This window comes from Tateyamaria pelophila, from assembly GCF_019966495.1.
GTDB classification, from domain to species: domain Bacteria; phylum Pseudomonadota; class Alphaproteobacteria; order Rhodobacterales; family Rhodobacteraceae; genus Tateyamaria; species Tateyamaria pelophila.
Genome location: NZ_JAIMIA010000045.1, coordinates 12,574 through 38,622, shown reverse-complemented (window position 1 = coordinate 38,622; position 26,049 = coordinate 12,574). Strand labels below are relative to the sequence as shown.

The 26,049-nt window shown below is 58.2% G+C and carries 30 protein-coding genes and 1 tRNA gene; 18 read left to right on the top strand and 13 right to left on the bottom strand.

Annotation, left to right across the window (positions count from 1 at the left end; translation table 11 throughout):
- Positions 1–264 precede the first annotated feature (264 nt).
- Positions 265–474 carry a hypothetical protein gene (locus tag LC354_RS14720; RefSeq protein WP_223425053.1) on the top strand — a complete coding sequence of 70 codons (210 nt, stop codon included), beginning with the start codon at positions 265–267 and terminating at the stop codon, positions 472–474.
- Positions 475–913: 439 nt separating this feature from the next.
- Here LC354_RS14720 and LC354_RS14715 read toward each other — a convergent pair.
- Positions 914–989, bottom strand: a tRNA-Ala gene (locus tag LC354_RS14715).
- 91 nt (positions 990–1,080) lie between these two features.
- Complete coding sequence (locus tag LC354_RS14710; protein ID WP_223425052.1) at positions 1,081–1,410, bottom strand: TIGR02300 family protein; 330 nt, start codon at positions 1,408–1,410, stop codon at positions 1,081–1,083.
- A gap of 142 nt (positions 1,411–1,552) precedes the next feature.
- Between LC354_RS14710 and LC354_RS14705 the strand changes: the two genes are divergently transcribed.
- From LC354_RS14705 to LC354_RS14695, 3 genes are read left to right on the top strand one after another with little or no spacing between them, the layout of a single operon-like run.
- Positions 1,553–2,245 carry a M48 family metallopeptidase gene (locus tag LC354_RS14705; protein WP_223425050.1) on the top strand — a complete coding sequence of 231 codons (693 nt, stop codon included), beginning with the start codon at positions 1,553–1,555 and terminating at the stop codon, positions 2,243–2,245.
- A 31-nt stretch (positions 2,246–2,276) separates the two neighbouring features.
- A complete protein-coding gene (locus LC354_RS14700; protein WP_223425048.1) occupies positions 2,277–2,927 on the top strand; it encodes a GntR family transcriptional regulator in 651 nt (216 codons plus the stop codon).
- Positions 2,928–2,984: 57 nt separating this feature from the next.
- Complete coding sequence (locus tag LC354_RS14695; RefSeq protein ID WP_223425046.1) at positions 2,985–4,070, top strand: PAS domain-containing sensor histidine kinase; 1,086 nt, start codon at positions 2,985–2,987, stop codon at positions 4,068–4,070.
- A 37-nt stretch (positions 4,071–4,107) separates the two neighbouring features.
- Here the strand turns inward: LC354_RS14695 and LC354_RS14690 are convergent, their stop codons facing one another.
- Positions 4,108–5,070 (bottom strand): acetyl-CoA carboxylase carboxyltransferase subunit alpha, encoded by a 963-nt coding sequence (locus LC354_RS14690; RefSeq protein WP_223425045.1) that lies wholly within the window; start codon positions 5,068–5,070, stop codon positions 4,108–4,110.
- Between the two features lie 58 nt (positions 5,071–5,128).
- Positions 5,129–5,722 (bottom strand): LysE family translocator, encoded by a 594-nt coding sequence (locus tag LC354_RS14685; protein WP_223425043.1) that lies wholly within the window; start codon positions 5,720–5,722, stop codon positions 5,129–5,131.
- A gap of 72 nt (positions 5,723–5,794) precedes the next feature.
- Here LC354_RS14685 and LC354_RS14680 point away from each other — a divergent pair, with 72 nt between their 5' ends.
- Positions 5,795–6,247 carry an Lrp/AsnC family transcriptional regulator gene (locus LC354_RS14680; RefSeq protein ID WP_223425041.1) on the top strand — a complete coding sequence of 151 codons (453 nt, stop codon included), beginning with the start codon at positions 5,795–5,797 and terminating at the stop codon, positions 6,245–6,247.
- A 44-nt stretch (positions 6,248–6,291) separates the two neighbouring features.
- Here LC354_RS14680 and LC354_RS14675 read toward each other — a convergent pair whose 3' ends face one another.
- The gene (locus LC354_RS14675; protein WP_223425040.1) at positions 6,292–6,759 is read right to left on the bottom strand and encodes a DUF302 domain-containing protein; all 468 of its coding nucleotides are present in this window, start codon (positions 6,757–6,759) and stop codon (positions 6,292–6,294) included.
- A gap of 151 nt (positions 6,760–6,910) precedes the next feature.
- Here LC354_RS14675 and LC354_RS14670 point away from each other — a divergent pair, with 151 nt between their 5' ends.
- Complete coding sequence (locus LC354_RS14670) at positions 6,911–7,369, top strand: lytic transglycosylase domain-containing protein (RefSeq protein WP_223425038.1); 459 nt, start codon at positions 6,911–6,913, stop codon at positions 7,367–7,369.
- Between the two features lie 42 nt (positions 7,370–7,411).
- Here the strand turns inward: LC354_RS14670 and LC354_RS14665 are convergent, their stop codons facing one another.
- A complete protein-coding gene (locus tag LC354_RS14665; protein WP_223425036.1) occupies positions 7,412–8,371 on the bottom strand; it encodes an L-malyl-CoA/beta-methylmalyl-CoA lyase in 960 nt (319 codons plus the stop codon).
- A 278-nt stretch (positions 8,372–8,649) separates the two neighbouring features.
- On the opposite strand from LC354_RS14665, the gene dgcN reads away from it, so the two are divergent.
- From dgcN to LC354_RS14640, 5 genes are all read left to right on the top strand, one after another.
- Positions 8,650–9,651, top strand: a complete 1,002-nt coding sequence (gene dgcN / locus LC354_RS14660; RefSeq protein ID WP_223425034.1) for an N-acetyltransferase DgcN — start codon at positions 8,650–8,652, stop codon at positions 9,649–9,651.
- Between the two features lie 59 nt (positions 9,652–9,710).
- Entirely contained in the window at positions 9,711–10,676 is a 966-nt protein-coding gene (gene dgcA, locus LC354_RS14655) for an N-acetyl-D-Glu racemase DgcA (protein WP_223425033.1), read from the top strand.
- Positions 10,677–10,761: 85 nt separating this feature from the next.
- Positions 10,762–11,625, top strand: coding sequence for a D-amino-acid transaminase (locus tag LC354_RS14650; protein WP_223425031.1), 864 nt, complete (start codon positions 10,762–10,764; stop codon positions 11,623–11,625).
- A gap of 137 nt (positions 11,626–11,762) precedes the next feature.
- Entirely contained in the window at positions 11,763–12,659 is an 897-nt protein-coding gene (locus LC354_RS14645) for an SPFH domain-containing protein (protein WP_223425029.1), read from the top strand.
- A complete protein-coding gene (locus LC354_RS14640; RefSeq protein ID WP_223425028.1) occupies positions 12,656–12,940 on the top strand; it encodes an NfeD family protein in 285 nt (94 codons plus the stop codon). Before LC354_RS14645 ends, LC354_RS14640 begins: the two co-directional genes overlap by 4 nt.
- Before the next feature lie 78 nt (positions 12,941–13,018).
- Here LC354_RS14640 and LC354_RS14635 read toward each other — a convergent pair whose 3' ends face one another.
- Complete coding sequence (locus LC354_RS14635; RefSeq protein WP_223425026.1) at positions 13,019–13,333, bottom strand: DUF1244 domain-containing protein; 315 nt, start codon at positions 13,331–13,333, stop codon at positions 13,019–13,021.
- 113 nt (positions 13,334–13,446) lie between these two features.
- Positions 13,447–14,184: an N-formylglutamate amidohydrolase gene (locus LC354_RS14630; RefSeq protein WP_223425025.1), complete on the bottom strand. Its 738-nt coding sequence runs from the start codon at positions 14,182–14,184 to the stop codon at positions 13,447–13,449.
- A gap of 101 nt (positions 14,185–14,285) precedes the next feature.
- Between LC354_RS14630 and pyk the strand changes: the two genes are divergently transcribed.
- From pyk to LC354_RS14605, 5 genes are all read left to right on the top strand, one after another.
- Positions 14,286–15,734 carry a pyruvate kinase gene (gene pyk / locus LC354_RS14625; protein WP_223425023.1) on the top strand — a complete coding sequence of 483 codons (1,449 nt, stop codon included), beginning with the start codon at positions 14,286–14,288 and terminating at the stop codon, positions 15,732–15,734.
- Between the two features lie 31 nt (positions 15,735–15,765).
- Complete coding sequence (locus LC354_RS14620; RefSeq protein ID WP_223425021.1) at positions 15,766–15,990, top strand: hypothetical protein; 225 nt, start codon at positions 15,766–15,768, stop codon at positions 15,988–15,990.
- Between the two features lie 174 nt (positions 15,991–16,164).
- Complete coding sequence (gene rpmI, locus LC354_RS14615; RefSeq protein WP_027263382.1) at positions 16,165–16,365, top strand: 50S ribosomal protein L35; 201 nt, start codon at positions 16,165–16,167, stop codon at positions 16,363–16,365.
- A gap of 18 nt (positions 16,366–16,383) precedes the next feature.
- Positions 16,384–16,749, top strand: a complete 366-nt coding sequence (gene rplT / locus LC354_RS14610) for a 50S ribosomal protein L20 (RefSeq protein WP_223425020.1) — start codon at positions 16,384–16,386, stop codon at positions 16,747–16,749.
- A gap of 894 nt (positions 16,750–17,643) precedes the next feature.
- A complete protein-coding gene (locus LC354_RS14605) occupies positions 17,644–18,822 on the top strand; it encodes a TIGR03862 family flavoprotein (protein WP_223425018.1) in 1,179 nt (392 codons plus the stop codon).
- Here the strand turns inward: LC354_RS14605 and LC354_RS14600 are convergent.
- The gene (locus tag LC354_RS14600) at positions 18,819–19,406 is read right to left on the bottom strand and encodes a glutathione S-transferase family protein (protein ID WP_223425017.1); all 588 of its coding nucleotides are present in this window, start codon (positions 19,404–19,406) and stop codon (positions 18,819–18,821) included. The two genes, LC354_RS14605 and LC354_RS14600, sit on opposite strands and share 4 nt — an antisense overlap.
- Positions 19,407–19,537: 131 nt before the next feature.
- On the opposite strand from LC354_RS14600, the gene LC354_RS14595 reads away from it, so the two are divergent.
- The gene (locus LC354_RS14595; protein ID WP_399203620.1) at positions 19,538–20,041 is read left to right on the top strand and encodes a GFA family protein; all 504 of its coding nucleotides are present in this window, start codon (positions 19,538–19,540) and stop codon (positions 20,039–20,041) included.
- 96 nt (positions 20,042–20,137) lie between these two features.
- On the opposite strand, the gene holA is transcribed toward LC354_RS14595, so the two are convergent.
- The 4 genes from holA to LC354_RS14575 all read right to left on the bottom strand — a co-directional run bounded on the left by holA (position 20,138) and on the right by LC354_RS14575 (position 24,759).
- Positions 20,138–21,142 (bottom strand): DNA polymerase III subunit delta, encoded by a 1,005-nt coding sequence (gene holA, locus LC354_RS14590; RefSeq protein WP_223425015.1) that lies wholly within the window; start codon positions 21,140–21,142, stop codon positions 20,138–20,140.
- The gene (gene lptE, locus LC354_RS14585; protein WP_223425013.1) at positions 21,139–21,606 is read right to left on the bottom strand and encodes an LPS assembly lipoprotein LptE; all 468 of its coding nucleotides are present in this window, start codon (positions 21,604–21,606) and stop codon (positions 21,139–21,141) included. The genes holA and lptE overlap by 4 nt, the downstream gene beginning before the upstream one ends.
- A gap of 5 nt (positions 21,607–21,611) precedes the next feature.
- A complete protein-coding gene (leuS, locus tag LC354_RS14580) occupies positions 21,612–24,161 on the bottom strand; it encodes a leucine--tRNA ligase (RefSeq protein ID WP_223425012.1) in 2,550 nt (849 codons plus the stop codon).
- 88 nt (positions 24,162–24,249) lie between these two features.
- Positions 24,250–24,759: a DUF3576 domain-containing protein gene (locus LC354_RS14575; protein ID WP_223425010.1), complete on the bottom strand. Its 510-nt coding sequence runs from the start codon at positions 24,757–24,759 to the stop codon at positions 24,250–24,252.
- A 248-nt stretch (positions 24,760–25,007) separates the two neighbouring features.
- Between LC354_RS14575 and LC354_RS14570 the strand changes: the two genes are divergently transcribed.
- Positions 25,008–26,003, top strand: a complete 996-nt coding sequence (locus LC354_RS14570) for a porin (RefSeq protein WP_223425008.1) — start codon at positions 25,008–25,010, stop codon at positions 26,001–26,003.
- Positions 26,004–26,049 lie beyond the last annotated feature (46 nt).

The window sequence follows — 26,049 nt, the reverse complement described above, 5'->3', positions numbered from 1 at the left end:
ACATCACGCAATTTCCTGTCGATGATCAAACTGGCATCCGTCAGGCTGTGGATCGAGTTTTATGAGTCCGCTGCCTAGTCCAGACCGGATTGAACGCACCCCAGGATGACCCGGAAAGGGTCCTCGCTTTGCCCACCTTTCTGCGATCGCCGGTGAGCAGGACGTCAAAAATGATTCGGGAGATATAGATGACATTGCTTCGGATGTGCGCGGCGGCAGTTGCGCGCGTCGGCTTGGGCGGCTGTCAGATGAGTGAGATCGAATTTGGGCGTTTGGGCGGCAGTGGTGGTAGCTTCGGGGGGCTGGCACGATCGGTCGTTCGTGTCGTTCTGGCGGTTCGATTATAGTGTCGTGGCGCTCGCCCGCGATTGCTACACAGGTGCGTTATGTGATCAGGGCAATATCCTCGTGCACATCGACTCGACGCGCGAATATCAGTTCAGCGGTCAGACCATGCGTGTGGGGTCCGGATGACGACCCGCCGCGATGCCACGATCGTCAATTCAGAAGCACGTGTCTGCCGCTTCAAATATGCCAGTGGCACGGCCAACATTCGCCGCACCTGACCCCGGATCCGCCGTGGCACACGATCCTTTCGGGTGTTTTGCTTTCGATTTAAGTTCCGAAGATCTTCCCTTGCCCTTGTGCCGCTGTCATCACGTTCTTGTTATGGTTCCTGACCCTAACAAGACACCACGAGACGATCGATAAATCGAGGAAATTCCGCTTTTTGTGGAAAACGATGGAAAATCGAAAGCTGATTTCGATCAGGAGAAACGACGCGTGGCAACAGGTTTTGCTTCGCGCGGTCCTTCAAGGAAAATGAAGCTCTGTCAGAAATGGTCGTACTGACTTGGCAAACTTTCGTGTGCATTCGCTGCACGATCGGATTCTGAAAATGGAATTGTAGGTTTGGTGGAGCATAGCGGGGTCGAACCGCTGACCTCCTGCATGCCATGCAGGCGCTCTACCAACTGAGCTAATGCCCCATTCCTGAGTGGCTGCTTCCAGCCGTGCGACGCTGATTAGGCGCTTTGCCGGGCGGGATCAAGCGAAAAAAACCCGCCCCGGCACATGCTTTTACGTGTCGTCGTCTTCCGACGCGACATCGGCAATCTCTTCGAGCGGAACTGTATCCTCGTCCTCGTCGTCATCCAGCAGATCATCGTCCAGATCCACATCGACATCATCATCGTCAAGCACCTGATCGTCGTCCGTCGTCGCAGTTGCAGCCTTGGCCTTGGCTGTGACTGCATCCTCGGCATCGGCAGCGATCATGCGCGTCTTGGTGCTGTCCAGTTCAACCACGTCACCAGTATACGGGCTGACGATAGGCGACCGGTTCATGTCATAGAAACGTTTACCCGTCGTCGGGCAGAGCCGTTTGGTGCCCCATTCTTCCTTTGGCATCGGAAATCCTTTTCTCTGTGCCGTCCACACTTCGGCTTGATGTTATCAAGCGTTTGAAGGCGGTCGATATTGCAGCGATTCTGGGCAAGTGCCATAAGGCCGGGACGGAGTCAAAGCCTTATGCCGTGATGAAGGAAATGGGATGACCGATCGTGCTCTTCAAGGGCATCCAGATATTTCGCTGACGGTGCGCCGTTCGTCGCGTGCGCGACGCATCACGTTGCGTATATCGCAGTTGGACGGGCGGGTGACATTGACCTTGCCCAAGGGCGTGTCAGAAGCCGCTGCCGTGGAATTTGCCGAGCAAAAGGCCGAATGGATCCGCAAGCATCTCGCGCGCCGCGTCGAGGATGTCGCTGTCGGGTTGGGGCAGGAGATTCCCGTCGCCGGTAAAATGCGACTGATCGTGCATGGAACGGGGCGATCCGTGCGCCTTGAAGAAGACAGGCTTTGCATTCCAGGGGCAGAGGCTGCCGTGCCGCGCCGGGTCATGGGATATCTCAAGACCCTCGCCCGGGACAGGTTGGCCGCCGCCAGCGACCACTATGCGTCCCGGTTGGGGCGTTCATACTCCGGCATTAGCATGCGCGATACCCGGTCGCGCTGGGGATCGTGCTCTTCGGCGGGACGCTTGATGTATTCGTGGCGTCTGGTCATGGCCGCGCCTGACGTCCTGAACTACGTCGCTGCCCACGAGGTTGCACATCTTGCGCAGATGAACCACTCACCCGCCTTCTGGGCGGAGGTCACGAAATTGTTTGGCCCCTACCAGGAACAGCGCCAGTGGTTGCGGACCGAAGGCAACGCACTGCACCGGTATCGGTTTGGCGATTGACCTGATTGCGTCAATGTGATCACAAAGTCGCATGCAAGCTATCGGACGTCCTCGCGATACCGCAACGGCGGCTCATGATCAGGTCTATCGTCGGCTCCGTTCACGTATCATGTACGGCGATATGACACCGGGTCAGGCCCTGACGCTGCGTGGGATCGGCAAGCAATACGATGTGTCGATGACTCCGGCCCGCGAGGCCGTGCGCCGCCTTGTGGCGGAAGGGGCGTTGACCATGTCACATTCCGGGCGTGTATCGACGCCGGAGTTGTCCAATGAACGGATCGAAGAACTCGCAGCCTTGCGGGCCTTGATCGAAGTCGAGTTGGCGACGCGGGCTTTGCCGCGCGCGCATCTGGCGCTGATCGAGAGGTTGCAGACCATCAATACCTCGGTCGCCGAGGCGGTCGCGCACCGCGATGCCGTCAGCTATATCCGGACAAATCTGGAGTTTCATCGCACGCTCTATTTGCGGGCCCAGGCCCCGGCGATGCTTGCCATGACCGAGACGGTCTGGCTGCAAATGGGCCCGACCATGCGGGCGCTCTACGGGCGTCTGCGCCGGACTGAACCGCCGCGCTATCATCGGCTGATCATTGCGGCCCTGCGGGCGGGCGATGAGCCGGGCTTGCGGCTTGCAGTGCGTTCGGATGTGACGCAAGGGTTGCGCATGCTGGCAAGCTGAGTTTCAGCATTTGTTAGGCTACGTTGTGTAAGCCTCGGGCCAAACCGAGGATACAAGATGATTTTGCCTGATTTTTCGATTTACGATGATGTTGCCCAGCCAGTGTTCGTGTTGGTTCAGAACGCCGAAGGCCAAGTCGTTTATGCATTTCTGAACCGGTCTGGATGCGAAACTTTGGGCCTGACTTTGGGCGATGTCGTTGGAAAAACCGCAAGTCTTTTGTTTGATGGGCGCGCAGGTCAATCCATGCAGGACCGTCAGACACAGGCGTGGGAGCACGGAACGCAAACCACCTATGACATCGCCTTGCCGATTGGAGCGCGCATGTACCGGGCGCGCACGGCCCTTGAACCGGTTCGCGACCATCAGGGCGCGCTGGCCTACATGGTTGGCGTATCGCAGGACATTTCTCAGGAATACGCGTTGGAACAGATGCAGGCCATGACCTCGGCCGTCGCAAGCGAGATGGAAGACTTCGTCAGTCTTGCGGCCCATGACCTGCGCAGCCCGATCGCCAACGTGAAGTCGCTGGTGGATATGGTATGCGAAGATTTTGTCGATATGGGCGACGGCAAGCTTGAGATGATTGGCATGATCGAACAGATCAGCACACGGGCGCTTGTGCTGGTATCGGACGTGATGGCGCATGCGGCGGCGACCAAGGTGGGCAGCGATATGCGGACATTTGACTTGAAGGCGCTCTGCGACGACATTCTTGTCACGCTTGATCCGGCCAATACGCATGTCGTGACGGTCTCAAAGGCCCGTATCACGACAGACTACGTCGTCCTGCAAATTGTATTGCGCAATCTGATCGACAACGCGATCAAACATTCCAGTTCAGACAGAACGCGCCTGGATGTGTCCACTGATTTGGTCGCTGTCGGTCGCCTTGCAATTACGGTTTGCGACGATGGGGCTGGATTTGCCGATCCAGCCTTGGCATTTCTCGATGGGGGCGCGTTGAACACCGACAGCGGTTTTGGCTTGTTGGGCGTGCGGCGGCTTTTGCGCGCGCGCGGCGGAGACATCTCTGCCAAACCTCCAACATCCGGACGTGGGGCGGAAGTGCGGTTTGAAATGCCGGGCGAAATATTGAGACAAGCCCAAGAGCCCGTCCGCAGGATATCCCTCGCAATGTGAATGTCCTCTTCGCAGATCTGTCTAGCCAGCGATGTCGTCAGGCGGCGAGGCCGGTCTGACCCAAAGCCAGGAATTTATTACGCCGGTCCGAGATCAGTGTTTTGGCATCCTTGCCGTCGAGTTCCCCCAGCATTGCGGCAATCGCACTGTGAACCGATTTGATCGTAGCAGCCCGGTCGCGATGAGCGCCGCCGAGTGCTTCGGGAATGATCCGGTCCGTTACACCCAACTGCTTGAGGTCCTGCGCGGTCAAACGCAGCGCTTCCGCGGCCTCACGCATTTTTTCGGCATCTTTCCAAAGGATCGACGCGCAGCCTTCGGGACTGATGACGGAGTAGACGGAGTGTTCCAACATCGCGAGTCGGTTCGCGGTCGCAAAAGCGACCGCCCCGCCGGATCCGCCTTCGCCGATCACCACTGAAATAAGCGGCACGCCGATTTGCAGGCATTTTTGGGTGGACCGGGCGATGGCCTCGGATTGACCACGTTCTTCGGCACCTTTGCCGGGATAGGCACCGGGCGTATCGACCAGCGTGATAACGGGCAGACCAAAGCGATCCGCCATATCCATCAGCCGGATGGCCTTGCGGTACCCTTCCGGGCGGGCCATGCCAAAATTACGCTCGATCCGTGATTTTGTATCATTGCCCTTTTCGTGGCCAATGACCATGACCGGCTGATCATCAAAGCGCGCAAGCCCCCCCATGACCGCGTGATCGTCTGCAAAATTTCTGTCGCCCGCCAGCGGTGTGTACTCGGTAAAAAGCGTGTCGATATAGTCGATACAGTGGGGGCGTTCGGGGTGGCGCGCCACCTGACATTTCCGCCAGGGCGAGAGATCCTTGTAAAGATCGACCAACATAGCGGCTGCCTTTGCGTCCAGACCTTCGGCCTCTTTTGACACGTCCATGTCTTCGTTTTGGCGGGCAAGCGCACGCAACTCTTCGGCTTTGCCTTCGATGTCGGCGAGTGGCTTTTCGAATTCCAGATATTGCGTCACGCGAGCGCTCCAGATGCAGTTTGAAGCTATATGGCGCGCTCCGGCGGCGTTTGCAACGTCAGGGAAACAGAACCGGATAGAGCGATGCAATCAAGAGTATGGCCATCGACCCGTTGAATACCCGCAGTCGCGCTGGATTGGTGAGCACTTTCGCCATCTGCTGGCCCAGCAGGGTCCATGTGCTGACCGATGGCAGGTTGATCGCGCCAAAGACCATCGCGACAAGCCCGATGGCCCATAGCGACGTGTCGGGCGTGTAGACGGTGACCGCCGTCAGGGCCATCGCCCAGGCCTTGGGGTTGACCCATTGAAAGCCTGCGGCTTGCAGGAATGTCATGGGTTTACCAGTGCTCTGCCCGTGTTTGACGGGTGCTGCCGTGGCGATCTTCCAAGACAGGTACACAAGGTAAATGACGGACCCGACCTTGAGAATGGAGTAACTGATCGGGTAGGCATCAAAAACCTGCAACAGCCCCGCGCCCACGAACATCACCATAACGGTGAATCCCAATCCGATCCCAAGCATATGGGGAATGGACCGCCGAAAACCGAAATTCGCACCAGACGCCATCAGCATCAGGTTGTTCGGTCCGGGCGTGATGGAACTGACAAAGGCGAAAGCCGCCAGCGCGGAGAGGAGATCAAGTGTCATGCACACGAAATACGCGCATCACGGCAGGTTTTGATTGCAAATCTGCCTATCTGGGATCAATTTCTGCAATGAATGCACAAACTGGACGACATTAACGAGCGGATATTGCGTGAGCTGAGCCAAGATGGCCGGATCAGCAATATCGAATTGGCAGATCGCGTCGGTCTGTCACCGTCTGCTTGCTTGCGGCGGGTTCAGGAGTTGGAACGGCAGGGGATCATCACCGGGTACCGGGCCGTGCTGGACAGAACCAAGCTGGGCTCGGGTTTTGTCGCCTATATCGGTGTCGGTCTCAACAATCACTCCAAGGTCAGCCAGGAAGCGTTCGAGCGCGCGATTTCCCGCGCACCCGAGGTGCGTGAATGCCACAACATAACGGGCACGATCGAATACCTTTTACGAATCGAATGCGCGGATCTGCCGACGTACAAGGCGTTTCACACTGATATGTTGGGGGCCTTGCCGCAGGTGAACAGCATCACGTCATATGTGGTGATGGGATCGCCCAAGGATGAGCGGGCGTAACGGCTGATCGGTCGCTCACCGTGGGCCTTCGAATCCCTGAAACACTAGTTTGCTGCCTGAGCGCTGATCGTGGCAAAGATGTCATCCAAACTGGCCGCAAGCGTTGCGAGTTCCGGACCCGATTCTTCCATGTAGGGCGCGAAAACTGTGGTCGGCTGTTTATAGCTGAGCGTCGCGGTTCCGTCCTCATTCTCAGTGACATACATGCGAATAGGGGCCTCGATCATCGCTGCGGTCGACAGCGCCAGAATATCCACGGCATACACGTTGTTGAAGATGCCGATGACCCGGTTGCCCGGAATCGTCACGCCCCTATTCTTGGCGGCACCTGTTGGGCCGGCTTCTGTCACGATCCCCATTTTGTTGGCCGTGGCCGCTGTTTTGACGTCATCAATCAACTGGTCATAGGTCTTTGATGTCGGGGTCACCGACCAACCATCGCGAGGTGTCATCTCGGCGTGCGCCGTTGCGGCGAAGGTGGTGAAAACGAGGGCGAGAAGCAGGCGCTGCATGAGAGATCTCCTAATTATGAGTAACCCCAGAGAGCATGGGATCGGCCATGTTGCCCAATCACGTCTGCGTGCATGTCAGGCCATGCGCGGGGGATTGCCGGCGCTGAAAATTAGACTGTGCTGATAGCGAACCGGGATGGTAAGCGAAGATATGAAATGGATCATACTCATTGGGTGCCTTGCGCTGACGGCCTGTGCCAGCCAAGACGCCCCTGTGGCGCCTCTTTATCCGAACGAGACGCCGGAATTGCGCAGCCTTATCGCTGCCGCGGCCGAAGAGAATGACGTGCCCGTGGCACTGGTTCAAAAGATCGTCGTGCGCGAGAGCACCCATACACCCACGGCGCGGAACGGTCCCTATTACGGCTTGATGCAGATCCTGCCTGCAACCGCCCGTAGCATGGGATTTCAGGGTCAACCGCATGATTTGCTCAACGCAGAGACGAACCTGCGCTATGCTACCCGTTATTTGCGCGGCGCCTGGCTGGTGTCTGGCGGGGATATGAATGAGGCTGTCATGTGGTACGCGCGCGGCTACTATTATGAAGCCAAGCGATTGGGATTGATCGAAGAGACCGGAGTGGATGGGCGTAAGGCGTGGCCAGATTAGGCAGATGCGCCGTTTACATGGGCGCACCTGCCTTTGGGCCTGTCAGCTGCCCGCAATCATTTCGGATTGGCGCACGATGACTTCGGCCTGTTTGATCGATGCGATATCGACAAGGCGACCTTTGTAGACTGTCGCCCCTTCGCCGTTGGCCTTGGCGGTTTCCATGGCGGCGAGGATTTCGCGGGCTTCGGCGACCGCTTCGGTGGAGGGGGTAAAGACTTCGTTCGCGATTGCGACCTGTTTGGGGTGGATCGCCCATTTTCCCACCATGCCCAACGTCGCGGAGCGACGCGCCTGCGCGCGGAACCCTTCATCATCGGAAAAGTCGCCGAAGGGGCCGTCAACGGGCAGCACGCCGTGGGTCCGGCAGGCGGCAACGATGGCGGCCTGGGCCCAATGCCATGGGTCGGACCAATGCTTTTGCCCCTCGTGGATCATGTAATAGTTTTCCTGCGTGCCGCCGATGCCTGTTGTCTGCATCCCCATGGACGCCGCGAAATCTGCGGCCCCGAGGCTCATTGCGACCATGCGGGGCGAGGCGGCGGCGATCTCTTCCACATGGGCGATGCCTGCGGCGGATTCTATGATGACCTCAAAATTGATTGGTTTGTTACGCCCTTTGGCGGTTTCCACGGCTGTGACCAGCGCATCGACCGCATAGATATCGGCCGCACAGCCCACCTTCGGGATCATGATCTGATCGATCCGGTCGCCCGCCTGTTCCAAAAGGTCCACGACGTCGCGATACCAAAAGGGCGTGTCGAGGCCGTTGATCCGAACGGACAGCGTCTTGTTCCCCCAGTCGATATCACTGATGGCTTGAATGATGTTCTGCCGGGCGCTGTCCTTGTCCGTCGGTGCTACGGAGTCTTCGAGGTCGAGATTGATCACGTCAGCGGCGGATGCAGCCATTTTCTCAAAGATCGCGGGCCGCGAGCCTGGTCCGAACAACTGGCATCGGTTGGGGCGGGCAGGGGGCGTTGGCTGTAGGCGGAAAGACATGTATTGCGACCTCTTCGAAAGATTGTTGCGTCGTTTGTGAGATGGCTGTTATTAAATTGCGTGCCTCACTGCAAGCATGATTGTGCATGTGCAGCATTTGCGGCGCGGAGATTGAAGCGGCCTGGCTGGCCGGGCGCAAGAAATTTGCGCAGTTGGCTCTGCCAAGGCAAAATTCTTCGCAATTTTCCGGATCACAAGCGTGATTTGCGATGTCATTGCACGCGATATGGGGCAATTTTTGGTGTCACGATCCAACAGGCATTCAGGGGAACATCATAATGATCCAAACACCGTATCTTTTGTTTTTGGGCGATGCGCCTGACCAGTTGGCTGCCAAGGTCGCCCAGGGGATCAAGGACTGGCGCCCGGAGAATGCTGTGGGGCAGATCCGTTTGCCGGGATGTGGTGCGGACATGGGCCTGACGGATATGACATTGGAGGATGGTCTGAAGGCTGGGGCCAAGACATTGGTGATCGGTGTCGCCAACCGGGGTGGCATCATATCGGAAGAATGGAAAGTTGTTCTCGTCCAGGCGTTGCGGCTTGGCTATGACCTTGCGGCCGGCCTGCATAACCTCTTGCGTGACGAAAACGAATTGCAAGCTGCGGCGAAGGTAAATGGTGGCACGCTGCATGATGTGCGGGTGCCAACAATCGCCTACCCCATCGCCAATGGTGTCAAACGAACCGGCAAGCGTGTGCTGGCCATCGGTACTGATTGTTCCTGTGGCAAGATGTATACGGCCATGTCGATGGATGCGGAAATGGCGGCGCGCGGAATGAAGTCCGATTTTCGTGCCACGGGCCAGACAGGCATTTTGATTACGGGCAAAGGTGTGCCGCTGGATGCGGTGATTGCGGACTTCATGGCGGGTGCAGTCGAATATTTGACACCGGACAACGATCCCGATCACTGGGATCATATCGAAGGGCAGGGCAGCCTCTTCCACGTCTCGTATTCGGGCGTGACCATGGCGTTGATCCATGGTGGCCAGCCTGACGCTCTGGTGTTGTGCCATGAGCCGACCCGGACCCATATGCGCGGCCTGCCACACTATCCATTGCCATCGCTTGAGACGTTGCGCGACACCGCGCTTCCCATGGCGCGCGTGGCGAATCCCGCCGCTCAGGTCACCGGTGTTTCGGTCAATACCAAGGCTCTGGACGAAGCGGCGGCCAAGGCGTGTCTGCAAGAGATCGAAGATCGCATGAACTTGCCTGCAACAGATCCGTTCCGGTTCGGTTCTGGTAAGCTGGTCGACGCACTGGTCGACCTTTAGGACCAAGCTCCAACCCGACCCTGCGGGGCGGATTTTTTTGAACAGAGAAGGGACCTGCTGTGCGTCTTGAAGTAACCCGCGACGTGTTTCAGCTGGCGCAAGCCTTTACCATTTCGCGCGGATCGCGGACCGAAGCGCAAGTGCTGACGGTCGCCATTTCGGATGGCGAATATCGGGGTTGGGGCGAGTGTGTGCCCTATGCCCGATATGATGAAACGCTGGACAGTGTGACAGAACAGATCGAGGCGTTGCCGATACAGCTTGACCGTCAAAGCTTGTGTGACCTGCTGCCTGCGGGTGCGGCACGCAATGCCGTCGATTGCGCGCTTTGGGATTTGGAAGCCAAGCGGGCTGGCAAGCGGGCTTGGGAATTGGCGGGATTGCCAGCGCCCGGTCCTGAAATCACTGCCTACACCCTGTCTTTGGACACGCCGGAGGCGATGCGCGCACAGGCAGCGCTGAACGCACATCGCCCTTTGCTCAAGATCAAGCTTGGCACCCCGGATGACATGCCTCGATTGGAGGCGGTGCGCTCTGGTGCTCCGCTGTCGCGCATTATCGTGGACGCGAACGAAGGCTGGTCCGCGCAAGTCTATTCAGATCTTGCCCCGCACCTGGTCCGCTTGGGCGTTGATCTGGTGGAACAGCCTTTGCCCGCAGGCGACGATGATGCGCTCCTGGGCATGGAGCGCCCGGTGCCTGTTTGTGCCGATGAAAGCTGCCATGATCGGGCGAGCCTTCCGGGTCTCGCGGGCAAATATGACATGGTGAACATCAAGCTGGACAAGGCGGGCGGCTTGACTGAGGCTTTGGCGTTGCGCGATGCGGCGGTGGCCGAAGGGTATTCCGTGATGGTCGGCTGCATGGTCGGATCGTCCCTGGCGATGGCCCCAGCGCAATTGCTGGCTCAAGGGGCTGCGGTTGTAGACCTTGACGGGCCGTTGCTCTTGGCCGAAGACCGTGATGTGGTGCTTGCCTTTGACGAGGCAGGTGTGCATCCGCCCGAACGCGCGCTTTGGGGGTGATAACAGGACTACACGGCGTGTTGCTGCAAAGCTGCGCGATTGCCTTGGGGCATAGTGTCAACGTGAGAGACAGGATCAGACGCAAATGACCAGAACAGTTTATGTGAATGGCGATTACCTGCCCGAGGGCGACGCCAAAGTATCGATTTTTGATCGTGGATTTCTGATGGCCGATGGCGTCTACGAGGTGACCTCGATTCTGGACGGCAAGTTGATCGACTTCGACGGCCATGCGGTGCGTCTGCAACGGTCTCTTGATGCGCTGGACATGGCATCACCGATCTCCAAGGAAGACCTGCTGGAAGTTCATCGCGAACTGGTGCGGCTGAATGGGATCGAAGAAGGCTTGATCTATCTTCAAATCACCCGCGGTGCGCCTGATGACCGCGATTTTGTGTTTCCCGATCCTGAAACGACGCCGCAAACCATTGTGCTCTTTACCCAGAACAAGCCGGGTCTGGCCGATAGTCCTGCCGCCAAGAAAGGCATGAAGGTCATCAGCATCGAAGACATCCGGTGGGGCCGTCGCGACATCAAGACGGTTCAATTGCTCTACCCTTCCATGGGCAAGATGATGGCGAAGAAGGCCGGGGTCGATGACGCGTGGATGATTCAGGATGGATTTGTCACTGAAGGGACATCCAACAACGCCTATATCGTGAAGGGCAACAAGATCATCACCCGTGCCAAATCCAACGATATCCTGCATGGAATCACCCGTGCCGCCGTGCTGCGCTTTGCCAAAGAGGCGCAGATGGAGGTCGAGGAGCGCAATTTCTCGATCGAAGAGGCGCGTGAGGCAGACGAGGCGTTTATCACTTCGGCCTCGTCTTTCGTGATGCCCGTGGTGGAGATTGACGGCGTTGCGCTGGGCGATGGAACGCCGGGGCGGGTGGCGCCACGCTTGCGCGAGATTTATCTGGATGAGAGCCGGAAAGCGGCGGTTTAGCCGTCAACAATCCCATAGGCGTTCACCTTTCGTTTGCCTGCTGCGGCTAGAGTGAGGCAACGCGGCGCGTGCTTGAAAAAGCGCGATTTCAACGCTATCTGATAAATGTAAACGCGTTTAACTTTTGGAGTGGGCATATGCCGGAACAGGTAATCCTCGACCTGCTGAACGAGAACCTTATCTTGTTGTTGGGCGCCGCATTTCTTTTGATATGTCTGTTTTTGGGGGTTCGGATTGTCCCGCAAAGCGAAAAATATGTCGTTGAGCGCCTGGGGCGTTTGCATTCGGTCTTGGGGCCGGGGATTAACTTTTTCGTGCCGTTTCTGGATGTCGTGCGCCACAAGGTGTCGTTGCTGGAACGCCAGTTGCCAAATGCCAGTCAGGACGCGATCACATCGGACAACGTGCTGGTGCAGGTCGAAACAAGCGTGTTCTACCGCGTGACGGAGCCCGAACGCACTGTGTACCGGATCCGCGATGTAGATGCCGCCGTTCAGACCACTATCGCGGGGATCGTGCGTGCCGAGATCGGCAAGATGGAACTGGACGAGGTGCAATCGAACCGCTCCCATTTGATTGCCGAAATCAAGGTTCTTGTGGAAAGTGCCGTGATCGACTGGGGCATCGAAGTGACACGGGCCGAATTGCTGGACGTCAATCTGGATGCGGCAACCCGCGAAGCGATGTTACAGCAGTTGAATGCCGAGCGCGCGCGCCGGGCGTCTGTCACCGAAGCCGAAGGGCACAAGCGGGCGACCGAACTGAACGCCGACGCGGAGCTTTATGCGGCCGAACAAGCTGCAAAAGCCCGCCGCGTAAGCGCTGATGCCGAAGCCTATGCAACACAAGTGGTGGCGGACGCCATCGCGACACACGGGATCGAATCCGCGCAATACCAAGTCGCTTTGAAGCAGGTTGAGGCAGTGACGGAAATTGCCAAGGGTGCAGGCCAACAAACCATTGTTCTGCCCGCAAGCGCGATGGATGCATTTGGCGAAGCCTTTGGTATGTTGACTGGACGGCTGAAGAAATGACCGAGGCTTGGACTGTTTGGTGGATCTGGATCGCCGCTGCGCTGGCGCTGAGCATCATCGAGATCTTTGTCCCTGCCTTTTACTTTCTGGGCATGGCCGTCGGTGCTGCTGTTATCGGTATCGGCCTGGCGGTCGGCATTCTGGGGATGATCGGAGCGTCATTTCCGGTGCTGTTGTTCATTTTCGCCGCGACATCGGTGATCGGCACCGTTTTACTCAGACGGTGGTTGGGCGTACGTCGGGGTCAGGTCAAGACTTGGCACACTGACATCAACGACTGAGCTGCGGGCGTTTGAGCGGAAATGCGCCGCCCTGTCCGGTATTCAGCGGCGCACCCATTTAAACTTGTGGTCAACCACTCAGCCTTTTTGGCCGACATTCTCCGCAAAGGCGGTTTTGAAGCTGTCCTTTTGCGCGTCCGTCGCCTCGGTTTGGTAGTTTGCTTTCCATTCGTCCATGGTCATGCCGTAGAAACTTTCGCGTGCCGCGTCCTTTGAGATTTCGATTCCCTTTTCTGCAGCCGCCTCCTGGTACCAGCGACTCAGGCAGTTTCGGCAAAAACCTGTCAGGTTCATCATGTCGATATTCTGCACATCTGTGCGGTCTTGCATCAAGTGTTGGCGCAAGCGGCGAAATGCAGCGGCTTCGAGTTCCAGTTGGGTTTGGGCGTCCATGGTTGCGGTCCTTTTTGTGTCGTTGCGGGCTGGGGCGCTGCCCCAGGGCTTGTGCTGAGTTGGGGGCCAGCCCCCAAGCCCCCGGAGTTTATCTGGCAAGATGAAGGGCCGGATCAGAGATTGGCGTCTTGTCGTGCTGTTTCAAGGTGCGGTGCGATGAGACGGGCCCAATGTTCCTGGCCTGCGGGGTCGGTGATCAGGTCCTGACGGACTTCCAGGAGAGCGTTGGGTCGCCCGTACCGCAGCGCGTGCTGGTCAACGGCGTCCCCCGGAAGGTGTCCACCATAAGGTTCGTTGTCACCGACGGGGGTGTCGAGCGCACTTTGCAGACGGGCGAGCAGCGGATCGGCAAAGCGGCGATCATCAGCAGAGAGTACGCCAACCTCCCAGGGCCGCGGCGCGCGCCCGTTCAGTTGAGGGGTGAAGCTGTGTACTGACACGATTGCGATGCCAGGCCGCGCCGCCAGCGCCGCAAGTGCATCGTGATAGGGGCGGTAGAGGTTGTCGATCCGGGTTTGGCGGTCTGTCGCGTCAAGGTACCGGTTTCCAGGAATGACGGTTCCGTCATAGAGTTGCATGATCAGTGTCGGGTCGTCGAGGCCCCGGTTCGGATCGATCACGAGACGGGAAAAGTTGGAGCAAATCACCGGCGCGTTCAGGGCCTCCCCCAGCGCCAGGGCGACCCCTTTTCCGCCGATGTCATAGGCGATGTGTCTGTTCATGTCCGAAGCGGGCAATCCCAGCGTTCCACCGCCCACAAAAGGTGGTACGGAATTGGTCGCATGATCACATGTAACCAGCCATAAGCCGGGCCGATCGGGGCCGTGGAGCGTAAAAGAAGAATATGTCATGTTTTCGTCACCAAATTTGCCGCAGGTTTAGGGCAGTTGCCAGCGAATGTGAATTGCGCGATAAAGCCAACTGTTAGCGGTATCGGAAAAGAGACAAAATCATGAGACGTCTTCGGAATGTGAAAATCGTGGCCACATTGGGCCCAGCATCGTCCACCTACGAGATGATCCGGGCGTTGCACGAGGCAGGCGCAGACGTTTTTCGCCTCAATATGTCCCACGGGACACACGACGAGATTGCCGAGAAACACAAGATTATCCGGCAAGTTGAAGAGGATCTGGGCTCGACCATTGGTATCCTCGCTGACCTGCAAGGGCCGAAATTGCGCGTGGGTGTCTTTGCAAATGACGGTGAGATGCTGGAGATCGGCGCTGCATTCCGATTGGATCTGGATCCTGCCAAAGGAGATAACGCCCGCGTTTCTCTGCCCCATCCTGAAATCTTTGCCGCTCTGGAGCCGGGCAAGCATTTGCTGGTCAACGACGGGAAGATTCGCTTGCGCGTCACTGAATGTGGCCCCGACTTCGCCAATTGCGTTGTGATCGCCGGCGGTCTTATTTCTGACCGGAAGGGCGTCAATGTCCCGGATGTTGAATTGCCCTTGGCCGCCTTGTCCAAGAAAGACCGCTCTGATCTGGAATTTGCCGCCGAACTGGGCGTGGACTGGATGGCGCTGAGCTTTGTCCAGCGGGCCGCCGATGTGGAGGAGGCGCGTGAGCTGATCAAGGGCCGTGCCGCCGTTCTGTCCAAAATCGAAAAACCCAATGCCGTTGAGCGTTTTGACGAAATCCTTGCGGTGAGCGATGGCATCATGGTGGCGCGTGGCGATCTGGGCGTGGAACTGCCCGTGCAGAATGTGCCTCCGATTCAGAAACGCCTGGTGCGCAAGTGCCGTGCTGCTGCCAAGCCTGTTATCGTGGCTACCCAGATGCTTGAAAGCATGATCGAAAGCCCAATGCCAACCCGCGCCGAGGTTTCGGATGTGGCCACCGCCATCTATGAAGGCGCGGATGCGGTGATGCTGAGCGCGGAGAGCGCCGCAGGCAGCTTTCCCATCGAAGCGGTCACCACGATGGACAACGTGGCTGTCGAGGTCGAGATGGACCCGACCTATACACAGATCATCGAAGCAAGCCGGAGCGGGAGCACGCGTGCCTCTGTCGCGGACGGTATCGTCGCGGCGGCCCGTGAGATTTCAGAGACGACCGATATCAAGGCCATCGCCTGTTTCACGCAAAGCGGAATGACCGCGCTGCTGACAGCTCGCGAGCGCCCGCGCGTTCCGATCATCGCCTTGACGTCGCAGATTGGAACTGCACGCCGTCTTGCCTTGAGCTGGGGATGCAATTGCGTGCTTGCCGGACGATTGGACCGGTTCAAGATGGCGGTTGTGAGCGCCGTCAGGGCGGCCCGGGACGAAGGCTTCGCCTCCAAGGAAGACCAGATCGTGGTCACGGCCGGTGTGCCGTTCAATGTCACCGGAAGCACGAATATTCTGCGTGTTGCCCCATGTGATGAGAGTTTGATTTACCCCGCCGATCCGGAGTAGCCTGCGTATTCTCTTGCGTAAGGTTGCACCGTTGGATTCTGACTTATATCTCACCCTCGGAATCGTGTTGGCAGTGTTCTCAATCCCGTCACTGGTGTCTGCGTTTACGTATAATCGATCGCTGCGCGCGTCCGCGCTTGCAACTCTGATCGCAGGCGGTCTTGTCTTTTATGCGTTTCTATCTCATCCGGGCGGATATAGCTTGCAGGATATTCCGGATGCATTGGTGCGGGTCGCGGCGCGTGTCATTCACTGATTTTGGGCGCGGTGTGGCCAGATAGCGGAATTTGGGCCCACAATTTGCCGATCTCTGCGGCATAGGCTTGTCAATTCCACGCAACCGTTCTAAACGGCGATTTCGTTCAGCGTGGCCGGCCAACAGTGGCATGCCGAGTCGCGCTTATACCGAACTCATGACAAGGAGACGGAAATGCCCAAGATGAAGACGAAATCGAGCGCCAAGAAGCGCTTTAAGGTGACAGCCACCGGTAAGGTCATGGCAGGTCAGGCAGGCAAACGGCACGGTATGATCAAGCGTACGCGCAAGTTCATTCGTGATGCACGGGGCACAACGACCCTGTCCGCACCCGACGCCAAAATCGTCAAGGGCTTCATGCCCTACGACCGCTAAGCCTTAAGGAGAGCTGATATGTCCCGCACCAAAGGTGGAACAGTAACCCACGCCCGTCACAAGAAGATCATCAAGGCCGCCAAAGGTTATTACGGCCGCCGCAAGAGCACCTTCAAGGTCGCCCGCCAGGCCGTCGACAAAGCCAATCAATACGCGACCCGTGACCGTCACAACCGCAAGCGCAATTTCCGCGCATTGTGGATCCAACGGATCAACGCCGCAGTTCGCGCCCACGACGAAGCCCTGACCTATAGCCGTTTCATCAACGGTTTGTCCTTGGCTGGCATTGAAGTGGACCGCAAGGTTCTGGCCGATCTGGCCGTCAACGAGCCCGCTGCGTTTGCAGCGATCGTGGATCAGGCCAAGGGCGCGCTGAGCGCGTAACAAAGGCCCCGTAACCGTTTTTGAAAACCCCGCCTCGGATCAGGCGGGGTTTTTTTGATTCGAATGCTGCCTGAATTGACTGGACTCGGGCACAAATTTCTGACGGACCTCGTTGATTATCTGGAGTTCAGTCCAACATTAAAAACCGTCATGCACCCATTGGGAAACTGCATCGCGCCGAAGTGGATGATTGCCCCGAAGCCGTCCTTCGACGTGGATGCGCACCATAGCGCTGCTTGCTATGCCCGAAGCGCACTGCGAGTTCCGCGTCAGCACAAGCAGCGCCCGAATGGACCCAATTTCGAGAGATACCCATAGTCCGGTTCAGAAAGCCAATGTCTCCCTCTGGCGCGAAGAGAATTCACAGGAATTCTATATCCGTTTCCCGTTATGCCCACGCCCGCACTTACAGCTCGGTCAAAGACCACATTCGAGTACTCTTGCATGCAAAGGGGCCAAAAAAGAGCCTGGATCGGGAGCACGGGCCAGGCCAATGCATGCGTATGCGGCTGTCAGAGTATTTTGTGATAAAAAAAAGTGCACCTTGCCGCGCCGCAGCATTTTTTTTCGCTCATGCGGTGTTGTTGAGTTGATAAGGTCAGCGTTTCTGGTGGAATGTAAGCCATGGGTAACACGCCCGAACTGGTCTGAACGTAATCAGACCGGCGAGAAAGACGAAACCGCTCGGTTGTCCCTGCACCTCCTCCCGTGGGGAACAACCGGGCGGTTTCTATTTCCGAAATTCCGAAACACGGCGAAGTTGAGGCCCTTGTGGCGTGACCGCCTCGTACGGAGGGCTCTTGCGCACCGGTCGCACGGCATGACACTTGCACGTGGTGTAACAACGGCAAGAGGTGGCATGGTGCTCATGAAAATTTCCAGCACGTGGGCGTTATGAAGACCGTTGCCGTCATTGGCGGCGGTCCGGCCGGTTTGGCCGCGGCGGAGGTGATGGCCGAATCGGAGTTGGCCGTCACGGTCTACGAGGCCAAGCCTTCCGCAGCACGCAAGTTTCTGATGGCGGGAAAGTCGGGATTGAACTTGACCCATGATGCGCCCTTGTCCGATTTGCGGGTGGCATATGCTGAGGCAGGACCGTGGCTGAACCCGGCCGTGGCGGCTTTTGACAGCACAGCTATTGTCAAATGGGCTGAAGGGTTGGGCCAGGAGATGTTCACCGGATCGACGGGCCGGGTATTTCCCAAGGCAATGAAGGCATCGCCATTGCTGCGGGCATGGCTGGCGCGGCTGAATGATTTGGGTGTTGAGCGGCGGATGCGCTGGCGATGGAAGGGGTGGAGCGATGGCACGCTGGCATTTGACACACCCGAAGGCACGCAGAGTGTGGAGGCTGACGCGGTCGTGCTGGCCCTCGGGGGTGCCAGCTGGGCGCGCCTGGGGTCGGATGGTGCGTGGGCTGATATTTTGGCAGAGCAGGGTATCGCACTTGCTCCTTTTGCGGCGGCAAACGCGGCTGTTTCCGTCGCATGGTCGGAGCACATGAACGACCATTTGGGCGCACCGATCAAAGGGGTTGCGTGGCGCGCTGGCAATTTCCGATCTCGGGGTGAGGCGATGGTTTCGACCCGCGGCTTGGAAGGGGGCGGGATTTATTCTGTGTCACGCGGGGTGCGCGAAGGGGCTGTACTCAACGTTGATTTATGCCCAGATCTGAGTGTTGAGGAGGTCACGGCGCGTCTGGCAAGGCCGAGGGGCAAGAACAGTCTGTCGAACCACTTGCGCAAAGTGCTGAAACTCGACCGGATCAAGCTTGCTTTGCTAAATGAATGGGCGCGGCCCTTGCCGCAGGACTTGCGGACGCTGGCGACTGTGATCAAGAGCCTGACCGTCGGTAATGCAGGTTTACGGCCGATCGATGAAGCGATCTCGACGGCGGGGGGCGTGCCTGCCGTGGCCTTGGACGCGGCATTGATGTTGCGCGCGCGTCCGGGCGTGTTCTGCGCAGGTGAGATGCTCGATTGGGAGGCCCCGACGGGCGGGTATTTGTTGACCGCCTGTCTTGCCACAGGTCGCCATGCCGGTCGCGGTGTCGTAGAATATCTGGAGACCTAGCGGGCCGACGCGGCGCGGAAGGCTGGCCGGGCCCGCAACCGTTTGGAATAGGCCTTGAGCGTGTCGGGCACGTCTGGAAATCCAGCGCCAAAGGCCCAGCCAATGCAATGGACGGCCAAAAGGTCAGGCACAGTTATCCCGTCCCCCATCAGGAATGCGTTGTCGCCCAGATGATCAGCCAAAGTATTGGCATTGCGGGCGAATTCAGCATGCAGGCAAGGGACGATCTGTGGCACGCGCGTCTCTTCGGGAAAAATAAAGCTGTGTTTGGCCGCCGCCCACAGGATCGCATCCATGTCGTCGATCAGCCAGCAGGTCATTGCGTCCTGTTTGGCCCTTGCCGGAGTACCCGCTTGCGCGGTCAAGGCCTGATGCTTGTCCGCGAGATAGGTCATGATGGCGACACTGTCAGTCAGCACGTCTGGGCCATCGACGAGCGCCGGGATCTTGCCGGAGGGATTATATTGGCGCGCATCGTCTGAGCGGGGTGACGCGGCCACGACGTCGTAGGGTTGTTCCAGTTCGTCCAACATCCACATGACGCGGAAAGCGCGGCTCTTGACGGTTCCGATGACGCGGTACATGTGAACTCTCCGATGTGTTATTCCTCGGCAGACTGACATCTGACACACGGGTGCACAACGCGTTTTTGACAGCTACGTCGCCTTGCAAATGGGCATGCGCCGAGCTCTTGCGAAATTCGTTCGTGTTGGCAATGGATGCTTTGACGCGGACTTGGTTCAAGTTTTGCTGTAGGGTAACGAACGTCAGTCATCGGGAGAACCTTGAGATGTCGCAAACCGGATCCTGCATGTGCGCCGCCGTACGTTTTACGATTACAGTGCCTGTCACCGAAACAGCCGCGTGCCACTGTAGGATGTGCCGCAAGTGGTCGGGCGGAGTGTTCATGGCGCTGCAATTGCCTGCGGATGCAGTGCACTTCGACAACGCGGACGCGATAAGAACATTCGTGTCCTCACCTTGGGCGGAGCGTGCGTTTTGCGGCATCTGCGGCAGCAACCTGTTTTATCGTGTGACGGCTGAGGGACCCATGCAGGGTGAAATACATATGGCATTGGGGGTGTTGGACGATCCGTCCGGCGTGGTGCTGTCAACGGAGCTGTTCATTGACAAGAAGCCGGATGGATTCGGGTTTGCTCAGGACACGCACCGGATGACCGAAGCGGAGGTCATGGCGATGTTCGACGCGCCCGAATGATCCTGTGGACGCGCTGCCGCGCGGCGCCATGTTTCAGGGGGCGCTGCCCCCGTCCTGCGGACTCCCCCGGAGTTTCTCTGGCAAGATGAAGTCGCCTCATGAGCGGTTGGCGAGCATGGCCAGTCGGATGAAGGTCCGCTCGACCAGAGCCAGGGCGGGTGCGTGTTGACCGGCGCTGCGCAGCTGCAAGTCCGTATCGGTCAATTCGGTGAGTGCAGTTTCCAGTTTCAACGGCCCCCATTTCCGGGCTTGCGCCAACATTCTATCGCGGTTGGGCCCCCAGATTTGCGGTCTGCCTGAGGTATCCAGCGCGGCGCGGTGCAGGGTTCGAAAATGGCGCATCGCCCCGATGCAGAGTGTCACCGCATTTGCCCCTTGGGCCTGCAGTCGGCGCATCACCGGGCCAATGGCATTCGGCTGTCCATCGCAGACCACCAAAAGAACATCGTCTACGTCTGCCTCAAAGGATGTTGGCGCGCAGTTTGAGATATCATCGGCACTGAGCGGCGTGCTGTCGCTGAGCTTGTAGAGGCCGATCTTTTCCAGTGTTTGCCGGAAATCGCCCGGTTCGAGATTTTTGGCCAGATCCAAAAGCATGTGCATCGCATCCTGCGGGGGGTGCTCGATGCCTGCCGCCTTCAGATCTCTTTCGATCTCGTCGCGTGTGGGTGGATTATCATAGATTGCGACGGCAAAGGCCTTGGTATGCGTTTCAAATGCCTTGCGGAGCTTTGATGTGGGTTTGAGCGCTCCGGCCGTGACGATGATTTGCGCGTCGCCGCGGGCCCATTCCGCGAGGGCTGCGGTGATGATCAGCCCGACAGTTTCATTGGCGTCCTCGACCAGGGCAACACGTGGCCCCGGGAAAAACCCGATGGCTTTCAGAGCGTCCATAAGCAGCGCGGGGTCCTTGCGCAGATCGCTGGAGGAAATTCGGGTAAGCCGCATCTCCTCTTCGCCGGCAGGACCGACGAGGGCCGCGACCGCTTGCTGCCGTTTCAATGCGATCCGCATCGCGTCGGCGCCATATATCAGCGCCCCGGCAGCGTCCGGATCAGGTTTGGCGAAATAGGCGTTTGCCTGCCCTGCGGACAGTTTCACAACGCACTCATTTGAAGCTGCTGGACGATTTGGTCGGCGAGTATGGTCATCAGCCGTTGTTCGGCGTCGCGTCTGGCCGCGAGCGTTGCCACGGTTTGACCTGTGGCCGAATAGCCCACGAAGTTGCTGATCGTTTCGGTACTGACCACCTCGCCTGTCCCGCTGTCGCGCAATGTGTAGAATGCCGTGCCAACCAGTTGGTACCGACGGATTTCGCCATCAGGGTCGATGGCGCGGTTGTCTTGCACCAAACTGAGATCAACCGACAATGTGAATGCCGGATCTCCGGTACGCCCCAAACGATCTTCGAGTTGGCGCACCAGCAAATAGCCCGCGCGGTCAACGGGTCTGTCGACCAGCACCCTGTTTTGCAGGGCTGTGCCGGTCCCGCCCGGACCGTAGACAGGCTCAAAGCCACAGGCGGTGACAAGCAAGATGAGGACAAGCGCGCCGATGCGGGCCATGGGCTTTATACCACCACGTTGACGATGCGCCCCGGCACGACGATCACTTTCTTCGGCGTGCCGCCGTTCAGGGCCTTTTTGACAGCTTCATGTGCCAGCGCCAGTTTTTCAACCTCGGATTTGTCCAGATCGGCGTCGACTTCCAACTCGCCGCGCCGTTTCCCGTTGATCTGTATGGGAAGGATTACGGTGTCCGATTTCAACAATGCTGCCTCTGCCACTGGCCAGGCGGCCAGCGTGACAAGGCCGTCACCGCCCAGCATGTTCCAGATGTCTTCGGACAGATGCGGCGTCATCGGCGACATCAGTTGCGCCAGTGTTTTGATGCTGTCGCGCTTCGCCGCTCCGCTGGCTTTGGATTTCGCGATCGTTGCTGTGAACGCGTAAAGCTTGGCTATGGCGGCGTTAAACCCGAAGCTTTCGATGTCGCGGGTGACGCCGTCGATACAGACCGCACGGGCGCGGGCCAGATCGAGATCGGCCTTGGTATCTTCGTTGGCAGGGCTGTCAGTGACACAGTCCGTCGCAATCCGGTAGACGCGGGCAAGGTGCTTGTAGGCGGCCTCAGCCCCGGACGCCGTCCATTCGACATCCCGTTCGGGGGGCGAATCGCTAAGCACGAACCAGCGTGCGGTGTCTGCGCCGTAGCTGGCGATGATCCCCAGCGGGTCGACAACGTTTTTCTTGGATTTTGACATTTTGGCGGAGGGGATGATGTCGACTTCCGTGCCGTCCGCCAGTTTGCCGTCTGTCACGTCTTCGGGCAGGTGATAGATTGGACGGCCTTTGTCGTCCCGCGTCTGGTAAATCTCGTGCGTAACCATCCCTTGGGTAAAGAGCGCATCGAAGGGCTCAATCGCCGAGGCGGGCAAGTGGCCCGTGATGTGCATCGCCCGCGCAAAGAAGCGCGAATAGAGCAGGTGCAGGATCGCGTGTTCGATGCCGCCAATATATTGGTCAACGTTCATCCAATAGGCGGCGTCTTCCATATTTGTTGGCGTATTGGCGCGGGGCGCGGTGAAGCGCGCGAAATACCACGAACTGTCCACAAACGTATCCATCGTGTCAGTTTCGCGTTTGGCTGCCTTGCCGCAAGACGGGCAGGGCGTGTCGCGCCATGTGGGGTGCCGGTCAAGTGGATTGCCGGGAATGTCAAACGTGACATCGTCGGGCAGTTCGACCGGCAGGTTCTCTTTCTTTTCGGGTACAACACCGCAGTCATCACAATGAACAACCGGGATCGGGCATCCCCAATAGCGTTGTCGTGACAGGCCCCAGTCCCTCAGGCGGTATTGCGTCTGCCCGCGGCCAAGCCCTTGGGCTTCGGCCCAGTCGATAGTTTTGTCGATGGCGTCCTGACCGGTCGCCTTGTCGATGCCTGCGGGGTGATTGATCCAGCGGACCACTTCGGACTTGGCGGGCACGAAAGCTGCGTTGGCCACGCGCGTGTCGTCGTCCATCGCAACAAAGGTGTCGATCACAGGCAGATCGTACTTGCGCGCAAAATCCAGATCGCGCTGATCATGCGCCGGACAGCCGAACACGGCCCCCGTGCCGTAGTCCATCAGGACAAAGTTGGCGACCCAGACGGGCAGGGTTTGATTGGGATAGAGCGGGTGCTGCACGGTGATGCCCGTGTCAAAGCCCTTCTTCTCTGCCTTTTCCATGGCTGCTTCGGTCGTGTCCATCCGTCGGGCATCGGCGTTGAAGGCCGCAAGGGCGGGATCGTCGGCTTCGAGCGCTTTTGAAAGGGGATGATCGGGCGCGATGGCCATAAAGGACGCGCCGGCCAGCGTGTCGGGACGGGTTGTATATATAGTGAGGGCGTCAAAGCCGGGCCGGGGCGTGCTCAGCTTGAAATCCATCTCGAGGCCACGTGATTCGCCAATCCAGTTTTCCTGCATCAGGCGGACTTTGGCCGGCCAATTCTCAAGCCCATCGAGCGCCTGCTTCAATTCACCGGCCATATCGCTGATTTTAAAGAACCATTGCGTCAGTTCGCGCTTTTCCACATCCGCGCCGGAACGCCAGCCTTTGCCGTCAATGACCTGTTCATTGGCGAGCACGGTCATATCGACCGGATCCCAATTCACCTGAGCATTCTTGCGATAGACGAGGCCGGCTTCGAGCATATCCAGAAACAGCGCCTGTTGCTGGCCGTAATATTCCGGATCGCAGGTTGCAAACTCCCGACTCCAGTCAATCGACAGGCCCAGCGGTTTCATCTGGCTGCGCATGTCGGCGATGTTGTCATAGGTCCAGGTCTTGGGATGGCCGCCGATGGCCATTGCTGCGTTTTCGGCGGGCATGCCGAAGGCGTCCCAGCCCATCGGGTGCAGAACCGAGTGCCCGGTCGACATCTTGTAGCGCGCGATCACGTCGCCCATCGTATAGTTGCGCACGTGGCCCATATGAATGCGGCCCGACGGGTAGGGGAACATCTCGAGCACATAGTACTTGGGTTTGTCGTCGCTGCGCTCCGCACGAAAAACCGCCGCTTGCTCCCATGCGGCTTGCCAGCGGGCTTCAATATCGGAGGGGGTGTAAGTGGCCATGGTGCAATTTATCCTGGTCTGTACCGAAAACGCCGGGCGTGCGGCCCGGCGCTTGTATCAATGATGTGCCGTCACGAGTGGCATGCGCCTAGAGACTGTCGGCACCGATGCGCAGTTGGCGGGCACGGGTCAGAATGGCATCCTCTACCGCACGCACGGCCGAAGCGCTTGCCGCACGGCCATTGCGCGTCTGTAGCGCCACGTTCAACGAGCGGGCATCAAGCGCCGGGTCGTCTATGAGAACGGTCGCACGATAAGCCGTGCCACCACCCGGAGGTGTCCCATAGCCTGTAATGATAACGCCCGTGAACGGGTCGACCGACTGAATGGGCAGGAAATCAAGCACTTCGATCGACGCGGACCAGAGGTATTTGTTGACGGCGACGATACGCTCCTGGTTACGTCCAGCGCGCAGGGCCTCGCCTATGGTGGTGGGGTTATTGTCCTGAATGCCGCCCCTGCTGCGCAGGATATCCGAATCCACAGGTGTATCAGCATCCGCGACAGGGCTGCCTATGCTCAAACCTTGTCCGCACCCGGCAAGCAGAGCCATCAAACATATCGCAGCAATCCGGCTTGTCATTTGCACCTCGGTCATCGGTATCCCTAAAGCTTTTCACTCCCGGTCTCTGATAGACAAGTTAAATCACCCTCGCAAGGCACACGGTCCCCGGTTGCCGAACAAGCGTCATACGGAAAGTGTGGTAAAGCTGCACCAGCCACTGGGGGAAGTGCGGCCAAGGGTTAAGCGTTGCTTGAGGTGGTGGGGCAAATGAGTGAAACAGCATCCATCCCCTTCCGGATTCCCCGGTTAGGGCGTGTGAACTGAAAACCGAGGGAAAACCCATGAAAAAGATTCTCTTCGCTACAACCGCTCTCGTCGCCACCGCTGGTGTTGCTGCTGCGGAAGTAACATTTGGCGGCTACGGTCGTTTTGGCCTGATCTACAACGAAGGCAACGATGACGTCGGTGAGAAAAAGACAAACGTTGAGCAGCGTTTCCGTCTGACCATCACAGGTCTGACCGAAACAGATGCAGGCGTTAAATTCGAAGCGCGTATCCGTTTCCAAACAGACGACCAAATCGGCGGCTCTTCCAACGTTGCACAGCGTTCGGCAGCTGGTTTCGCTGTGTCATCCGGCGGCTTCCGTCTGGACGTTGGTAACGTATCCGACGTGATCGACTCGGGCGACGTCTTTGACTACTTCGGTTACGGCGTTGGTCTGACATCGTTTGCTGAAACTTCGTCCAACTTTGTCCTGCCCGTAAGCGGCTTTGGTACAAGCGGCGACGACTCGCTGGTTTCTCCGACTGTCAAAGCTCGCTACATCTATGGCGATTTCACAGTTGCGGCGTCCTATACACGTGACTCGATCGTTAGCTTGGATGATCCCCTCACAACAGGGACTGACGAATTCCAAATCGGCGACGAAGAGTGGCAGGTTGGTGTAGGTTACTCCTTCGGCAACTATAACATTGGTGCAGCCTACGGTCAGAGCGACCAGTTCAACGGTGGAAACAACGACTTCTGGGTTGTTGGTTTCGGCGGCGAAATCGGCGCATTCGGCTTCACGGCGATTGTTGCTGACTCCGATCTGCAAGACGATATCTCCTACGGTGCGTCGATCAACTACGACATCGGTGCAGCCACATCGCTGCGCGCTGTGTATTCGGACAACGGCATCGACAACGGTTCGGTTGGTGACTTCGACTTTGGTCGTCCAACATACGCGGTTGGTGCACGTCACAGCCTGGGTGGCGGCGTCACTCTGGCCGGTGGTATCGGCCAAAACACCAACAAAAACATCGTTGGTGATCTGGGTGTGATCTTCAACTTCTAAGTTGATCCATCTTTGAAGATTTGGGGCAGACCGAAAGGTCTGCCCC

Coding starts and splice junctions, on each gene's coding strand:
- LC354_RS14710 (WP_223425052.1), bottom strand. CDS start 1,410: ATGCCAAAGGAAGAATGGGGCACCAAACGGCTCTGCCCGACGACGGGT.
- LC354_RS14705 (WP_223425050.1), top strand. CDS start 1,553: ATGACCGATCGTGCTCTTCAAGGGCATCCAGATATTTCGCTGACGGTG.
- LC354_RS14700 (WP_223425048.1), top strand. CDS start 2,277: ATGCAAGCTATCGGACGTCCTCGCGATACCGCAACGGCGGCTCATGAT.
- LC354_RS14695 (WP_223425046.1), top strand. CDS start 2,985: ATGATTTTGCCTGATTTTTCGATTTACGATGATGTTGCCCAGCCAGTG.
- LC354_RS14685 (WP_223425043.1), bottom strand. CDS start 5,722: ATGACACTTGATCTCCTCTCCGCGCTGGCGGCTTTCGCCTTTGTCAGT.
- LC354_RS14680 (WP_223425041.1), top strand. CDS start 5,795: ATGCACAAACTGGACGACATTAACGAGCGGATATTGCGTGAGCTGAGC.
- LC354_RS14675 (WP_223425040.1), bottom strand. CDS start 6,759: ATGCAGCGCCTGCTTCTCGCCCTCGTTTTCACCACCTTCGCCGCAACG.
- LC354_RS14670 (WP_223425038.1), top strand. CDS start 6,911: ATGAAATGGATCATACTCATTGGGTGCCTTGCGCTGACGGCCTGTGCC.
- LC354_RS14665 (WP_223425036.1), bottom strand. CDS start 8,371: ATGTCTTTCCGCCTACAGCCAACGCCCCCTGCCCGCCCCAACCGATGC.
- dgcN (WP_223425034.1), top strand. CDS start 8,650: ATGATCCAAACACCGTATCTTTTGTTTTTGGGCGATGCGCCTGACCAG.
- LC354_RS14650 (WP_223425031.1), top strand. CDS start 10,762: ATGACCAGAACAGTTTATGTGAATGGCGATTACCTGCCCGAGGGCGAC.
- LC354_RS14645 (WP_223425029.1), top strand. CDS start 11,763: ATGCCGGAACAGGTAATCCTCGACCTGCTGAACGAGAACCTTATCTTG.
- LC354_RS14640 (WP_223425028.1), top strand. CDS start 12,656: ATGACCGAGGCTTGGACTGTTTGGTGGATCTGGATCGCCGCTGCGCTG.
- LC354_RS14635 (WP_223425026.1), bottom strand. CDS start 13,333: ATGGACGCCCAAACCCAACTGGAACTCGAAGCCGCTGCATTTCGCCGC.
- LC354_RS14630 (WP_223425025.1), bottom strand. CDS start 14,184: ATGACATATTCTTCTTTTACGCTCCACGGCCCCGATCGGCCCGGCTTA.
- pyk (WP_223425023.1), top strand. CDS start 14,286: ATGAGACGTCTTCGGAATGTGAAAATCGTGGCCACATTGGGCCCAGCA.
- rpmI (WP_027263382.1), top strand. CDS start 16,165: ATGCCCAAGATGAAGACGAAATCGAGCGCCAAGAAGCGCTTTAAGGTG.
- rplT (WP_223425020.1), top strand. CDS start 16,384: ATGTCCCGCACCAAAGGTGGAACAGTAACCCACGCCCGTCACAAGAAG.
- LC354_RS14605 (WP_223425018.1), top strand. CDS start 17,644: ATGAAGACCGTTGCCGTCATTGGCGGCGGTCCGGCCGGTTTGGCCGCG.
- LC354_RS14600 (WP_223425017.1), bottom strand. CDS start 19,406: ATGTACCGCGTCATCGGAACCGTCAAGAGCCGCGCTTTCCGCGTCATG.
- LC354_RS14595 (WP_399203620.1), top strand. CDS start 19,538: ATGGATGCTTTGACGCGGACTTGGTTCAAGTTTTGCTGTAGGGTAACG.
- lptE (WP_223425013.1), bottom strand. CDS start 21,606: ATGGCCCGCATCGGCGCGCTTGTCCTCATCTTGCTTGTCACCGCCTGT.
- leuS (WP_223425012.1), bottom strand. CDS start 24,161: ATGGCCACTTACACCCCCTCCGATATTGAAGCCCGCTGGCAAGCCGCA.
- LC354_RS14575 (WP_223425010.1), bottom strand. CDS start 24,759: ATGACCGAGGTGCAAATGACAAGCCGGATTGCTGCGATATGTTTGATG.
- LC354_RS14570 (WP_223425008.1), top strand. CDS start 25,008: ATGAAAAAGATTCTCTTCGCTACAACCGCTCTCGTCGCCACCGCTGGT.